This window comes from Agrococcus sp. SL85, assembly GCF_026625845.1.
Lineage (GTDB): Bacteria > Actinomycetota > Actinomycetes > Actinomycetales > Microbacteriaceae > Agrococcus.
Window position 1 is genome coordinate 1728300 of sequence record NZ_CP113066.1, and the last position, 12919, is coordinate 1741218.

General features: G+C 71.3%; 15 protein-coding genes and 1 pseudogene. 8 read left to right on the plus strand and 8 right to left on the minus strand.

What is annotated here, in order from left to right; translation table 11 throughout:
* Window position 1: 1 nt before the first annotated feature.
* The 5 genes and pseudogenes from murA (at window position 2) to OVA14_RS08570 (ending at window position 4865) form a co-directional block, all read left to right on the plus strand.
* The gene (gene murA, locus OVA14_RS08550) at window positions 2-1318 is read left to right on the plus strand and encodes a UDP-N-acetylglucosamine 1-carboxyvinyltransferase (protein WP_267505538.1); all 1317 of its coding nucleotides are present in this window, start codon (window positions 2-4) and stop codon (window positions 1316-1318) included.
* Complete coding sequence (locus tag OVA14_RS08555; protein ID WP_267503492.1) at window positions 1318-2070, plus strand: lysophospholipid acyltransferase family protein; 753 nt, start codon at window positions 1318-1320, stop codon at window positions 2068-2070. The genes murA and OVA14_RS08555 overlap by 1 nt, the downstream gene beginning before the upstream one ends.
* A pseudogene (locus OVA14_RS08560) lies at window positions 2063-3167 on the plus strand (NAD(P)H-dependent glycerol-3-phosphate dehydrogenase); the annotation flags it as partial. The gene OVA14_RS08555 and the pseudogene OVA14_RS08560, both read left to right, overlap by 8 nt.
* Entirely contained in the window at window positions 3064-4158 is a 1095-nt protein-coding gene (locus OVA14_RS08565) for a D-alanine--D-alanine ligase family protein (protein WP_420710572.1), read from the plus strand. The pseudogene OVA14_RS08560 and the gene OVA14_RS08565, both read left to right, overlap by 104 nt.
* 125 nt (window positions 4159-4283) lie before the next feature.
* Window positions 4284-4865 (plus strand): DinB family protein, encoded by a 582-nt coding sequence (locus tag OVA14_RS08570; RefSeq protein ID WP_267503495.1) that lies wholly within the window; start codon window positions 4284-4286, stop codon window positions 4863-4865.
* A 54-nt stretch (window positions 4866-4919) separates the two neighbouring features.
* Here OVA14_RS08570 and OVA14_RS08575 read toward each other — a convergent pair whose 3' ends face one another.
* Together OVA14_RS08575 and OVA14_RS08580 are read right to left on the minus strand one after the other, a co-directional pair.
* On the minus strand, window positions 4920-5096 hold the full coding sequence (locus tag OVA14_RS08575; RefSeq protein WP_267503496.1) for a hypothetical protein: 177 nt from the start codon (window positions 5094-5096) through the stop codon (window positions 4920-4922).
* Between the two features lie 147 nt (window positions 5097-5243).
* Window positions 5244-6308, minus strand: a complete 1065-nt coding sequence (locus OVA14_RS08580; protein ID WP_267503497.1) for a Glu/Leu/Phe/Val dehydrogenase dimerization domain-containing protein — start codon at window positions 6306-6308, stop codon at window positions 5244-5246.
* A gap of 241 nt (window positions 6309-6549) precedes the next feature.
* Here OVA14_RS08580 and OVA14_RS08585 point away from each other — a divergent pair, with 241 nt between their 5' ends.
* A complete protein-coding gene (locus OVA14_RS08585) occupies window positions 6550-6945 on the plus strand; it encodes a PPOX class F420-dependent oxidoreductase (protein WP_267503498.1) in 396 nt (131 codons plus the stop codon).
* 98 nt (window positions 6946-7043) lie between these two features.
* Here OVA14_RS08585 and OVA14_RS08590 read toward each other — a convergent pair whose 3' ends face one another.
* A complete protein-coding gene (locus tag OVA14_RS08590; RefSeq protein ID WP_267503499.1) occupies window positions 7044-7373 on the minus strand; it encodes an acylphosphatase in 330 nt (109 codons plus the stop codon).
* An 80-nt stretch (window positions 7374-7453) separates the two neighbouring features.
* Between OVA14_RS08590 and OVA14_RS08595 the strand changes: the two genes are divergently transcribed.
* Window positions 7454-7831, plus strand: a complete 378-nt coding sequence (locus OVA14_RS08595) for a VOC family protein (protein WP_267503500.1) — start codon at window positions 7454-7456, stop codon at window positions 7829-7831.
* Window positions 7832-8155: 324 nt separating this feature from the next.
* Window positions 8156-9229 (plus strand): redox-regulated ATPase YchF, encoded by a 1074-nt coding sequence (gene ychF, locus OVA14_RS08600; RefSeq protein ID WP_267503501.1) that lies wholly within the window; start codon window positions 8156-8158, stop codon window positions 9227-9229.
* Window positions 9230-9251: 22 nt separating this feature from the next.
* Here ychF and OVA14_RS08605 read toward each other — a convergent pair whose 3' ends face one another.
* From OVA14_RS08605 to OVA14_RS08625, 5 genes are all read right to left on the minus strand, one after another.
* A complete protein-coding gene (locus OVA14_RS08605; protein WP_267503502.1) occupies window positions 9252-9980 on the minus strand; it encodes a tyrosine-type recombinase/integrase in 729 nt (242 codons plus the stop codon).
* Window positions 9981-10034: 54 nt separating this feature from the next.
* A complete protein-coding gene (locus OVA14_RS08610) occupies window positions 10035-10463 on the minus strand; it encodes a hypothetical protein (protein ID WP_267503503.1) in 429 nt (142 codons plus the stop codon).
* A gap of 261 nt (window positions 10464-10724) precedes the next feature.
* On the minus strand, window positions 10725-11216 hold the full coding sequence (locus tag OVA14_RS08615) for a hypothetical protein (RefSeq protein WP_267503504.1): 492 nt from the start codon (window positions 11214-11216) through the stop codon (window positions 10725-10727).
* Between the two features lie 382 nt (window positions 11217-11598).
* Window positions 11599-12324 carry an NYN domain-containing protein gene (locus tag OVA14_RS08620; protein WP_267503505.1) on the minus strand — a complete coding sequence of 242 codons (726 nt, stop codon included), beginning with the start codon at window positions 12322-12324 and terminating at the stop codon, window positions 11599-11601.
* Window positions 12325-12601: 277 nt separating this feature from the next.
* Window positions 12602-12901, minus strand: coding sequence for a hypothetical protein (locus OVA14_RS08625; RefSeq protein ID WP_267503506.1), 300 nt, complete (start codon window positions 12899-12901; stop codon window positions 12602-12604).
* Window positions 12902-12919: the final 18 nt, after the last annotated feature.

Here is a 12919-nt window from a genome sequence, read left to right on the forward strand (position 1 = left end):
CATGGACGTCGACACGATCGTCGTGCGCGGCGGGAAGCCCCTGCAGGGCCGCATCCAGATGAAGGGCGCGAAGAACCTCGTCACGAAGGCGATGGTCGCGGCGCTGCTCGCCGACTCCCCGAGCGAGCTGCGCAGCGTGCCGCAGATCAGCGACGTGCGCGTCGTGCAGGGCCTGCTCGAGCTCCACGGCGTCACGGTGGAGCGCGACGGCGACACGCTGCGCTTCGACCCCTCGAACGTGCGCACGGCCCACGAGACCTCGATCAACGCGCACGCGGGCTCGAGCCGCATCCCGATCCTCTTCTGCGGCCCGCTGCTGCACCAGCTGGGCGAGGCCTTCATCCCCGACCTCGGCGGCTGCCACATCGGCGACCGGCCGATCGACTACCACCTCGAGGTGCTGCGCAACTTCGGCGCGGTCGTCGAGAAGCTGCCCTCGGGCATCCGCATGTCGGCCCCCGACGGCCTGCACGGCGCGAAGATCCACCTGCCGTACCCCTCGGTCGGGGCCACCGAGCAGGTGCTGCTCGGCGCCGTGCGCGCCAAGGGCCGCACCGAGCTCACGGGCGCCGCCGTCGAGCCCGAGATCATGGACCTCATCGCGATCCTGCAGAAGATGGGCGCCGAGATCCAGGTCGACACCGACCGCACCATCCGCATCGAGGGCGTCGACAGGCTCGTGGGCTACAAGCACACGGCGCTCTTCGACCGCAACGAGGCCGCCTCCTGGGCGTGCGCCGCGCTCGCCACCGGCGGCGACGTGTTCCTCGAGGGCGCACGCCAGCCCGAGATGACGACCTTCCTCAACGTGTACCGGAAGGCCGGCGGCGCGTTCGAGATCGAGGACGACGGCATCCGCTTCTGGCACCCCGGCGGCGACCTCAAGCCCGTCAACGTCGAGACCGACGTGCACCCCGGCTTCATGACCGACTGGCAGCAGCCGCTCGTCGTGGCGCTCGCGAAGGCCAACGGCGTCTCGATCGTGCACGAGACGGTCTACGAGCAGCGCTTCGGCTTCACGGAGGCGCTCGTCGAGATGGGCGCGAAGATCCAGATCCACACCGACTGCCTCGGCAGCCACGCGTGCCGCTTCGGCGCGCGCAACTACCAGCACTCCGCCGTCATCGTCGGCCCCGTCGACCTGCACGGCGCCGACGTCGTGGTGCCCGACCTCCGCGGCGGCTTCAGCCACCTCGTGGCGGCGCTGACGGCCGAGGGCGAGAGCCGCATCTCGAACGTGGGGATCATCGCGCGCGGGTACGAGCGATTCATCGAGAAGCTCGAGACCCTCGGCGCGGACTTCGACGTGGAGAGCTGATGGCGCTGCCCGGCAAGCCGCCGAAGCCGGAGCGGTCCGGCATCTACCCTGCCCTCGCGGCGGTGGTGGTGCCCTCGATCTCGGGCATGGCGAAGCTGCGGATCACGGGGCACGAGCACATCCCGGCGACGGGCGCGTTCGTGCTCTCGCCCAACCACTACAGCGAGATCGACCCGCTCGTCATGGCGGTGGCGATCTGGCGCTCGGGCCGCGTGCCGCGCTTCATGGCGAAGGCGAGCCTGTGGAAGGTGCCGGTGCTCGGACGCATCCTCACGGCTGCGGGCCAGATCCCGGTGGAGCGCGCGGGCCGCTCGTCGCACGGCGAGCCGATGGCCGCCGCGCGCCAGGTGGTGGCCGACCGGCTGGGCGTCATCATCTACCCCGAGGGCTCGCTCACGCGCGACCCCCAGCTGTGGCCCATGCGCGGCAAGACGGGCGCCGTGCGCATGGCGCTCGAGGCCGGCGTGCCGCTCATCCCCGCCGCCCACTGGGGCACGCAGCACCTCATGCCGCGCTACGGCAAGGGCATCCGCCCCTTCCCGCGCAAGACGATCGATGTGCGCTTCGGCGCGCCCGTCGACCTCTCCGCGTACGCGGGCAAGCGGGATGCGGCGTCGATGACCGCCGCGACCGACGTCGTCATGGCCCGGATCGCGGGCCTCCTCGGCGAGCTGCGCGGCGAGGCGCCGCCCGCCGAGCGCTGGGACCCGGCGCGGCGCGGGCAGAGCGAGACGGGGCGCTTCGATGGCTGACGTCGCCGTCCTCGGCGCCGGCAGCTGGGGCACGACGTTCGCGAAGGTGCTCGCCGACGGCGGCGCCGAGACGATCCTCTGGGCGCGCCGCGCGGAGGCCGCGCGCGAGATCGACCAGTCGCGCCGCAACACCCGCTACCTGCCGGGCATCGACCTGCCCGCCTCGCTGCACGCGACCTCCGACATCCGCCGCGCGCTCGACGGCGCGGCACAGGTCTACCTGGCGGTGCCCAGCCAGCAGCTGCGGCAGCTGCTGCGCGAGCACGGCGCGGCCATCGCCCCGGACGCGCCCGTCGTCTCGCTCATGAAGGGCGTCGAGGCCGGCACGCGGCTGCGGATGAGCGAGGTGGTCGCCGAGGAGCTGCGCATCGACGCCGGCCGCATCGCCGTGGTCTCTGGCCCCAACCTGGCGCTCGAGATCGCGCAGGAGCAGCCGACCGCCGCCGTCGTGTCGTCGACGAGCCCCGAGACGGCGCGCGAGGTCGCCCGCCGTGCCCGCAACGACTACTTCCACTCGTTCATCAACAACGACGTCGTCGGCACCGAGTTCGGCGGCGTGCTGAAGAACCTCGTGGCCGTGGCGATCGGCATCGTCGACGGCGTCGGCTACGGCGAGAACACGAAGGCGTCGATCATGACGCGCGGGCTCTCCGAGGTCACCGACTTCGCGGTCGCCTTCGGCGCCGAGCGCGAGACGATGCGCGGCCTCGCTGGCCTCGGCGACCTCATCGCCACCTGCGGCTCGACGCTCTCGCGCAACTTCACCGCCGGGCGCCTGCTCGGCATGGGCTACTCCCGCACCGACGTCGTCGCCCGCATGGAGCAGACGGCCGAGGGGCTCGCCTCCGTCGAGCCCGTCGCGCAGCTCGCCGAGCAGCGCGGCGTGCGCATGCCGATCCTCGAGCAGGTGCGCCTCGTGCTCGACGGCGCCATGGACCCGCGCGACATCGCCCCCCACCTGACGACCGACGACGAGCCGATCGAGGAATGACCGTGAGCGAGACCCGGAAGACCCGCGTTGCCCTGCTGTTCGGCGGCCGCTCCAGCGAGCACCTGATCTCGTGCGCGACCGCGGGCAGCGTGCTCGCGCACATCGACCGCGACCGCTACGACGTCGTGCCCATCGGCATCGCGCGCGACGGCCGCTTCGTGCTGCAGGCCGACGACCCGGCGCCGCTCGCGCTCGACCGCTCGCCCGAGGTGACGGGCGGCGACGCCGTGCTCCTGCCGACGACGAGCGATTCGCGCACCCTCACCGCCGTCGACGCGGCGGGCGCGCTGCGCGAGCTCGGCGAGGTCGACGTCGTCTTCCCCATCCTGCACGGGCGCTTCGGCGAGGACGGCACGGTGCAGGGCATGCTCGACCTCGTCGACATCCCGTACGTCGGCAACGGCGTCCTCGCGAGCGCGGTCGCGATGGACAAGCACTTCGCCAAGGCCGTGCTCGAGCACGTGGGCATCAAGGTCGCGCCGTGGATGACGGTCTCCCGCGGCGAGTGGGCGCGCGACGCCGACGCCGTGCGCGCGCGCCTGGGCGACTTCCCGTTCCCCGTGTTCGTGAAGCCCGCGCGCGCGGGCTCCTCGGTGGGCGTCAGCCGCGTCGACTCGGTGCTCGACTTCGACCGGGCCATGGCGCTCGCGCTCGCGGAGGACTCGCGGGCGCTCGTCGAGGCGGGCGTCTCGGGCCGCGAGGTGGAGGTCGGCGTCCTCGGCGGGCGCGACGGCGACCGTCCGCGCGCCTCGCTGCCGGGCGAGATCGTGCTCGACGAGGGCACGTTCTACGACTTCGACGCGAAGTACCGCGGCCTCCCGACGGCCCGCACGGAGTGCCCGGCCGACCTCGACGAGGCGACGATCGCGGCCCTCCAGGAGACCGCGATCCGCGCCTTCGAGGCGATCGAGGGCTCGGGGCTCGCGCGCATCGACTTCTTCGTCTCGCCGGAGCACGGCATCGTGCTCAACGAGATCAACACGATGCCGGGCTTCACCGCCATCTCGATGTTCCCGGTCGTGTGGCAGGCCTCCGGGATCGAGTACGGCGACCTCATCACCGAGCTCATCGAGCTGGGGCTCGCCGAGGAGCGGTAGCCGCCGGCGCCCCGTCGGTCGAGGAGCGCGCGGCGCGGCCGCCGGTTCCCCGTCGGTCGAGGAGCGCGCGGCGCAGCCGCACGCGTCTCGAGACCCCGTCAGCCCCCTGTGCCACCCTCGTGCCCATGGACGACGCCGACCCCAAGCCCATCCTGGCCCGCTACCTGCGTCGCCAGCACGAGGCGCTGCGCTGGAAGCTCGAGGGCCTGCCGGAGCGCGAGCTGCGCTGGCCGCGCACGCCCACGGGCACGAACCTGCTCGGGCTCGTGAAGCACGTGGCGAGCGTCGAGGCCGACTACCTGGGCCGGTGCCTCGGGCGGCCCTTCCCCGAGCCCATGCCCTGGACGGAGTCCGAGCCGGACGCCGACCTCTTCGCGACGGCCGACGAATCGGTCGCGTGGGTGCTCGACCTCCACGACCGGGTGCGGGACCACGCGGAGGCGTCCATCCAGGCGCTGCCGCTCGACGCGCCCGCGCACGTGCCCTGGTGGGGCGACGCGGCCGACACGACCCTCGGCCGCCTGCTCGTGCACCTCACCGCAGAGGTCGCGCGCCACGCGGGCCACGCCGACATCCTCCGCGAGGGCATCGATGCCCGGATCGGGATGCAGGAGGGCAACGAGAACCTGCCGCCGCGGGACGGCGCGAGCTGGGCCGAGCACGTGGCGATGCTCGAGCGCATCGCCGAGGGCGAGCCCAGCCGGTGATTGGCCGCGGCGCGCCGCTGCCCGTGTCGGGCCCCGGCGCGCTGCGGCGCCGCCTCAGTCGCCGCGCGGCTGCTCGGGCGCGTCGGCGTCCTGCGACTCCGGCACGTTCTCGGAGGCGCCTGCCTCCTCGTCGTGGCCGCCCGTGAGGGCGTCGGCCTCGCGCTCGTCGCCGTAGCCTCCGGTCGACGGCGCCTCGTGCTGGCCGTCCTGCTGCCCGTGGTGGTCGCTCATGGTCGTGCCTCCTCCGCGGCATCGGCACCGCGTGTCCCCCAACCGTAGGGCGGCAGGCTGGACGCACGGTCGGGAGCGTGCCGCGACGAGCGCCGACCCGCCGCGGCGATGCGCGGGCGGGCCGGGGCCGCGGTGGGGGAGCGGCGCTCAGGCACCCACGAGGGCGCTGCGGCGAGCGGCCTCGATGCGGGCCATCGCGAGCTCCTCGGCGGCAGCGAGCGGCGTGATGCCGCGGTCGCCGGCGGTCGAGAGCACGTGGCGGACCGTGTCGCCGATGCCGGTGAGGCGCTCGGCGATCGCAGGCCACTCGAGGCCGTCGGCGATGCCCTGGAGGTGGATCACGCCGCCCGCGTTCACGACGAAGTCGGGGGCGTAGACGATGCCGCGCTCGGCGAGGCGCTCGGCGCCCGAGCGGTCGGCGAGCGGGTTGTTGGCGGGGCCGACCACCGCGCGCACCGGCAGCGACTCGATGGCCTCGTCGGTGAGGATGCCGCCGAGGCCGGCGGGCACGAGCACGTCGGCGGCGGTCGTGAGCGCGGCCTCCGGGCTGATCCAGCGGGCGCCGAGCTCGTCGGCGAGCGCGCGCTTGCCGGGGTCGATGTCGGTGACCGCGAGGCGCGCGCCGTGGCCGGCGAGCATGCGGGCGAGGCGGCCGCCGACCTGGCCGAGGCCCGAGATCACGAAGGTGCGGCCGTCGATCGAGGCGTCGCCGAAGGCGGCCTCGAGCGTGGGAGCGACGGAGGAGAACACGCCGAGAGCGGTGGCGCCCGCAGGCTCGCCCGCGCCGCCCGACTCGGCGGGCAGGCCCACGACGTGGGCGGTGCGCTCGCGCACGACGAGCATGTCGTGCTCGGTGGTGCCGACGTCCTCTGCGGTGCGGTAGCGGCCGTCCATCGCCTCGACGAGGTCGCCGAGGTCGAGCAGGGCCGCGCGGCGGCGCTCGCCGTCGAGCACGACGCCCTGGGGGAGCGCGATCACCGACTTGCCGCCGCCCGCGTCGAGCCCGGCAGCGGCGTTCTTCATCGTCATGGCGGCGCTGAGGCGCAGCGCATCGGCCTGGCCGTCGGCCCAGCTCGGGTAGCCCCACATGCGGCAGCCGCCGAGGGCGGGGCCGAGCGCGCTGGAGTGGAGGGCGACCGTGATGACGAGGCCGCTGCGGGCTCCCGTCGCGGTCAGCACGCGCTCGTGGGTGAAGTCGGGGACGGCGCTCATGGTTGTTCTCCTCGTCGAGAGCCCGGGCGCAGCGGATCGCGCGACGCCGGTGTCGTGTGCGCCGCGGGTCGCGCGGCACGCCACGATGATGCTCGCGCAGGGCACCTCGCACAAGCCTCGGCGCGTCGTCTGCGCGACCTGCGCAGCGGCGGCGCCTCGAGCTCGTCCCCGTTGCGCATCTCGACCGCCCGCTCGGGTCGCGGTGGCAAGCTGGAGCCGCACACCGAGCAGAGGAGCCGCCGTGCCCGACCCCGTCGAGATCCCCGCCAGCCACGCCGACCTGCTCACCGGAGCCCACATCGCCTCGGTCGCCACGATCCAGCCCGACGGCTCGCCGCAGGTGAGCGCCACCTGGGTCGACCTGCAGCACGGGCTCGTGCTCGTGCCGGTCAAGCGGACGCTGCGGAAGACCCGCAACCTGCGCCGCGATCCGCGCGTCTCGGTGCTCGTCGTCGACCGCGACGACCCCGGGCGCTTCATCGAGGTCCGCGGCACCGCCCAGCTGGTCGACGACCCGAGTTCCATGCTCACCGCACGGCTGTGGCCGCGCTACGAGGGCGAGCCGTGGCCGGCGGACGACCAGGGCTCGCAGCGGCTCCAGTGCCGGATCAGCCCCACGCGGGTGCGCACCTCCTAGGGCTCCGGGCTCGCGCTGCGCCGAGGCGCGGTCCCGGACCCGACGCGCAGGGCCGGGCCGAAGGCGGGCTGGGCCGATGGCGGGGCCGGGCCCAGATCTCACACGATGCGGAAGCCGCGCTCGCCGCGCGGCTCGACGGCGCGCGACTCGAGGCCATCGACGCGGGCGCTCGACGGCCCGTGCCGCAGCCAGGCGAGCATCGCGTCGACCCCTGCCGCCGCGCCCTCGACCTCCGCCTCCACGGCGCCGTCGATGCGGTTGCGCACCGAGCCCGCGAGCCCCAGCCGCGCCGCCTCGCGCTCCGTCGCCCAGCGGAAGCCCACGCCCTGCACGCTGCCGCGCACGACGACACGCAGCCGCACGACGCCGCCCGTGCCCTCCGGGCCGCCCGCGGGACCGCCGCCGTGCGCGCCGCCCTCAGCCACCATGCGGCCAGGGTACGCGCGGGGCTTGCGCGCAGGTGCCTGCGGGGCGGATCATGCGGGCAGGAGCGACGCGGAGGTGCGCCATGGTGCAGTACAGCGGATCGTCGGGCGTCTACGCGGTGCCCGACATCGAGGCGGCGGCGGGCTTCTACCGCGACGTGCTCGGGGTGCAGGTCGACGAGCAGGAGGGCATGCTGCAGCTGACGCTGCCGGGCGGCTGGAGCCTGCTCGTCTACCCGAAGCCCGATCACCGGCCCGCGGTGTTCACGGTGCTCAACCTCTTCGTCGAGGATCTGCCCGCGGCGATCGACGAGCTCGTGGCGAAGGGTGCCGAGTTCGTGCGCTACCCCGGCTTCGAGCAGGACGAGCGCGGCATCGCGAGCGGCATGGGGCCCGACATCGCGTGGACCACCGACCCGGCCGGCAACATCATCGCGATCATCGAGGGCCCCGACGAGTGATGCGCGCCGCGCCCTCCGCTGCGCACGTGCTGCGGCGAGCGGCGCCCTCCACCCCCTGAGCGGCGCCGTGCTGCGGCGAGCGGCGCCATCCGGTTGTGAGTGGCGCCGTTCGGCGGTGAGTGGCGCCGATCGGCTGACTGTGGCGCCAGAATCCAGCCATCTGGCGCCACTCGCGGCCGAACGTCGCCACTCGACGCTGCACGCGAGGCGGTGGCGCAGCGGCGGGTGTCGCGGCGGCAGGAGGCGCGGCGCAGCAGGCAGCGGCCGCGGATGCGCGGGGCGCGGGGCCGCGCGCCGCCGCGCCCGCCGCTAGGCTCGACCCTCGTGGCACTCACCATCGGCATCGTCGGACTCCCCAACGTGGGCAAGTCCACGCTCTTCAACGCGCTCACCAAGAACACCGTGCTCGCGGCGAACTACCCGTTCGCCACGATCGAGCCGAACATCGGCGTCGTGGAGCTGCCGGATGCGCGCCTGACGCGCCTCGCCGAGATCCACGGCTCGGCCAAGATCCTCCCGGCCACGGTCTCGTTCGTCGACATCGCCGGCATCGTGCGCGGCGCGAGCGAGGGCGAGGGCCTCGGCAACCAGTTCCTCGCGAACATCCGCGAGGCCGACGCGATCGCGCAGGTCGTGCGCGGCTTCGCCGACCCGGACGTCGTGCACGTCGACGGCGCGGTGAACCCGGCCGACGACATGGAGACGATCAACACCGAGCTGATCCTCGCCGACATGCAGACCCTCGAGAAGGCCATCCCGCGCCTGGAGAAGGAGGTGCGCGGCAAGAAGGCCGACGCGGCCACGCTCGCCGCGGCGGAGGAGGCGAAGGGCATCCTCGACTCGGGCCGCACGCTGCAGCAGGCCGGCTTCGACACGGCGCCCATCAAGGAGCTCGGCCTCCTCACGGCGAAGCCCGTGCTCTACGTATTCAACGTCGACGAGAGCGTGCTCACCGACGAGGCCCGCCGCGCGGAGCTCGCCGAGCTCGTCGCGCCCGCGAAGGCCGTCTTCCTCGACGCGAAGGTCGAGTCGGAGCTCATCGACCTCGAGCCCGACGAGGCGCTCGAGCTGCTGCAGTCGCTCGGCCAGGAGGAGTCCGGGCTCGACCAGCTCGCGCGCGTCGGCTTCGACACGCTCGGCCTGCAGACGTACCTCACCGCGGGCCCCAAGGAGTCGCGCGCCTGGACGATCCGCCGCGGCTGGACGGCCCCGCAGGCCGCGGGCGTCATCCACACCGACTTCGAGCGCGGCTTCATCAAGGCGGAGGTGGTCTCGTTCGACGACCTGGACGCCGCCGGCACGATGGCCGAGGCGAAGTCGAAGGGCCGCGTGCGCATCGAGGGCAAGGACTACGTCATGGCCGACGGCGACGTGGTCGAGTTCCGCTTCAACGTGTAGTCAGGGGCTGACCGGCCCGGAATCATGCGGAAGTTGTGGCCTCTCGGGCTTCAGAGTCCGCAGAGAGTCCGCAAGAAGTTGCCATGAGGTCCGCGGCGGCCGCTCGGGTGCGGTCTTCGGCCGTGGGCCACAGGTGCCCGTAGGTGTTTAGGGTCGTCGTCGCTTTGGCGTGGCCGAGCGCGCGTTGCACGGTCACGACGTCGCAGCCAGCGGCGATTAGGCCCGACGCGTAGAAGTGACGCAGGTCGTGCAGCCGGAACGACTCGAGGCCCGCTGCGGCGAGGGTCTTGTGCCACCAGTAGCCGACCGTGTTCTGGTGGGGCGGATCGCCGAACGGCCCGACGAACAGCCACTGCTCGTCGCCCCGCACGCCGATCTCCTCCGCGTGACGGGCGATCATGGCCACGAGCTCGTCGGCGATGAACACGTCGCGCTCGCTGCCGTGCTTCGGGGGAGTGACCTTGATCTTGCCCGCGCCGGCCCGTTGTACCTGCCGCCCGACGTGCATCTGGCGCTTGAGAAACTGCACGTCGCCGAGCTGCATACCGGACGCCTCTCCGAGCCGTAAACCGGCGAACGCGCACAGGGCGATGTAGAGGCGGAACCAGTCCGGTGCGGCGCTCATAGCGGCGCTGACGGCGTCGGGGGAGGGAATCTGCATCGCGTGCTGGGCGCGACGGATGCGGGGCAGCTTTACGCCCTCGGAAGGATCACGCGCGATGAGACGATCGCGCGCCGCGGCGCGCAGCACCGGTCGGGCCGGTCACCACGACGGCCCGACCGGAGTCGCGCTCATCTCGCAGCGCTACCGCGACAGCATTCGAGCCGCGCGGCCCAGCACTCGCCCAAAGCGCACATGCCCTCCATCTGATAGAGCAGACGGCATCGTCGCCTCAGCAGCCTCCTGTTTGAGCCGGTCCGCAAGCTCCCTCAAGTCGTCGAGCTTGGCGATCATCGCGAAGTAGATCAAGACGACGCCGAGCCCGAGCAGCACGAAGTAAGCCGTGCCTCCGCCGCCCTCGAGGGTGCCGTCGGAGGCAATCAGGCCGACCGACCACAACAGCAGAGCGAACATCGTCGAAAGCGCCACCAGATACACGACCCACACCGCACGCGCCCAACGATGCGGCCGACCCACATCGCTCCTCGCCTGCGCTCGACCGAAGGCCAGCACAACGAAGAAGATCGGCACGGTCGTCGCGACAAACGGCGCGAGGTCGTCACTCAAGTCCACGCTCGGACACTACGGCCCAGCGCCAACACCTAGGACACCCACCCAGGGGTGCCCTATCACCCTCACCAGCAGGCCCTCCGGGGTTAGCAGGCTTCTCTCTCCGGCTTTTTTCACCAGAGCGGCACGTGCGAGGAGAAGGAACGCGGGTGTCGCCCACGGAGGTGTTGACGGCCTGTTGCCGTGGAAAAAACACTACGGACAGATGTTGCCTAGCGCCGGAGGGCCGGAGAGGAGGCGCATAGGGAGGGGTGCCCCTGCTCTTCAGGTTTGCTGGTCTGAGCGCTGGCCGGGCGATGCAGCTTTGGCTTCGCCTGTCGCGCTACCCGGAATCGCCGTGAGGCTCCTCCTCCATTCGCTGCCGCGCTGATGCATCTTCCCGAGAACCGCGATGACGCCATCGCGTGCGCGGATTAGTAGGGGCATCAGGACAAGTAGAACGGCCGCGATGATGAGGTCCGGGTAGACGCCTTCCCATCGCAGGCCCTGGATGGTCTTGATGAGTGCGAGCACTAGTAGACCGATGGCGGATCCTCCGGAGGCGAGTGCCGCCACCCTGATCACTTCCGGCCAGATGCTTCGGATCCGCGGCTCTGGGATGGCCTCTCGGATGGCGGCATCCAACAGTTTGTGGGTGTCCGGGTGGGCGTCGATCGCTCCTGCAGCCGACGCGAGTTTTTCTAGTTCGCGAATGTGACTCGGTACGCTCTGCGCGCCGATGACGGCGGCAAGAATCACCGAGGTCGCGGCGATCACGCCGACGATTATCGTGGAGTCCACAGGAGAGCCGGTGTCGAAGATGCCCACTGCCTACCGGCCGCTTACGCGACCACTGCGCCGCGGCTTCCGCCGGACCCGCCCTTAGTGACGACTGTTGCGTAGCCGCTCACGAGCGACTCAATACCCTCGGCGCTGATAGCGCTCCCCGACACCGTGACGATGCGGCTGAGGATGGCTTCTGCGGCGTTGTCACGCAGCTCAGGATCGATTGGCATGGTGTCTCCGATAGTAGTTTCACTCAACCTATGCGGCGAGAGCCAGTCAGTTCACGCCCCGGCGGAGTTCTATGTCGGCGCCTGTCTCAGCAGTCGTCAGCGCCTCTTCGCCCGCCGCCGCGCATGTCATCTCGGAGTCGAGATCAAGTGTGTCGATGGCCGTTCATGTCTCTCGGCGTAGGCATCGAACCGTCAGGCTTGGCGCGAAGGATTGGCGAGGGCGTGCCCGGCTCGGGCAGGAAGGTCTCAGGCTTCCACTTCGCCGGCTGCTCGAATGTCGACCCGTTCGCATCGCTAACGGTCTCGGGTAGCTGGCTGTTGCGGAGTTTGTCTCGCCCGATGATTCGGGAAGCGGGCATCAGCTGCTTGAGCTCTTCAGAGTGGCGTCCCGGAGGGAAAAACGCCGCGTAGAAGCCGGATGGATTGAGACGCATCGCTTCGCGCACCGCAGGCGCGGCGTCGCTGTCCCCCGATAGGAGGAAGTAGTCATCGGCCTCGGGCGCGATCGCATCGCGAGCGATCGCGAGCGCAAGGTTGACGTCGGTCTCTTTCTCCTCATACGACGTCCACTCCGCTCCGCAGGCCTTGCATGCAACTGACTTCGATTGGTAGCGACCCAGCCTGACCGCGATGCGTTCGGGGTGCAATGCCTCGAGCGCCGCGATGTACGTATCCTGCCGCGATAGCGCTTCTGAGTCATCCAGGACGCGAGCGGAGAAGTAGTTGACTCGGACCACCTCAGAGTCGGGTCGATAGTTCTCCATGAGTCGAACCAGGTCGAGCCAGAGGTATCGATGAGCGAAGGAGTCGCGGACTCCGTTGTAGAGGTTGAAGCCATCCACGTAGGCGATGAGTTTTTTCCGCGACATGAAGCGATCGTAGTCTTGGGCGTACCACGTATCGGTGGTACGTTTGTGGCACACCCCACATCGGTTGAGGCATCCCAGCTGGTGTTTGACGGCCCCCTCTTCGGAGCGGGGCCGTCGTTGTGTCTTCGAGGCGCGTCAGGCTGCTCAGGCGTTGAGCGGCGGCTTCTGCGGCATGAGCGGCCGAGAAGGCGGCAGGTCCCCGCCGGATAGTGATCGCCGGCTTGCGTGCTCGTAGAGCGCGAGGACGCCGGCGTAACGCCACGTCTCTAGCGATGCGTCATCCCTTGCCCGGACGATTGCCGTCGTAGTCCGCGTGCCACTCCAGGAACGGGGGCACCTTGATCGTGATGCAGCCGCCCTTCAGCGGTCCCATGTCGTTCGGGGACACGAGGAGGCGAACCTCGACCTCATCGAGCTCTTGGTCGCCAACCGCGTCACGAGCAGCCGCGAGGATCGCGTCATTGACAGACTCGACACTCGGGGTAGATGCCGCGGTCGGGTGCTCGGAGCGCCGCTTTGCGATCTCGGGGTCCGTCATGTGAGCTTCGATGTACTGACGGGTCAGCTTCAGCGCCATTGCGGTCTCCGATCTCGG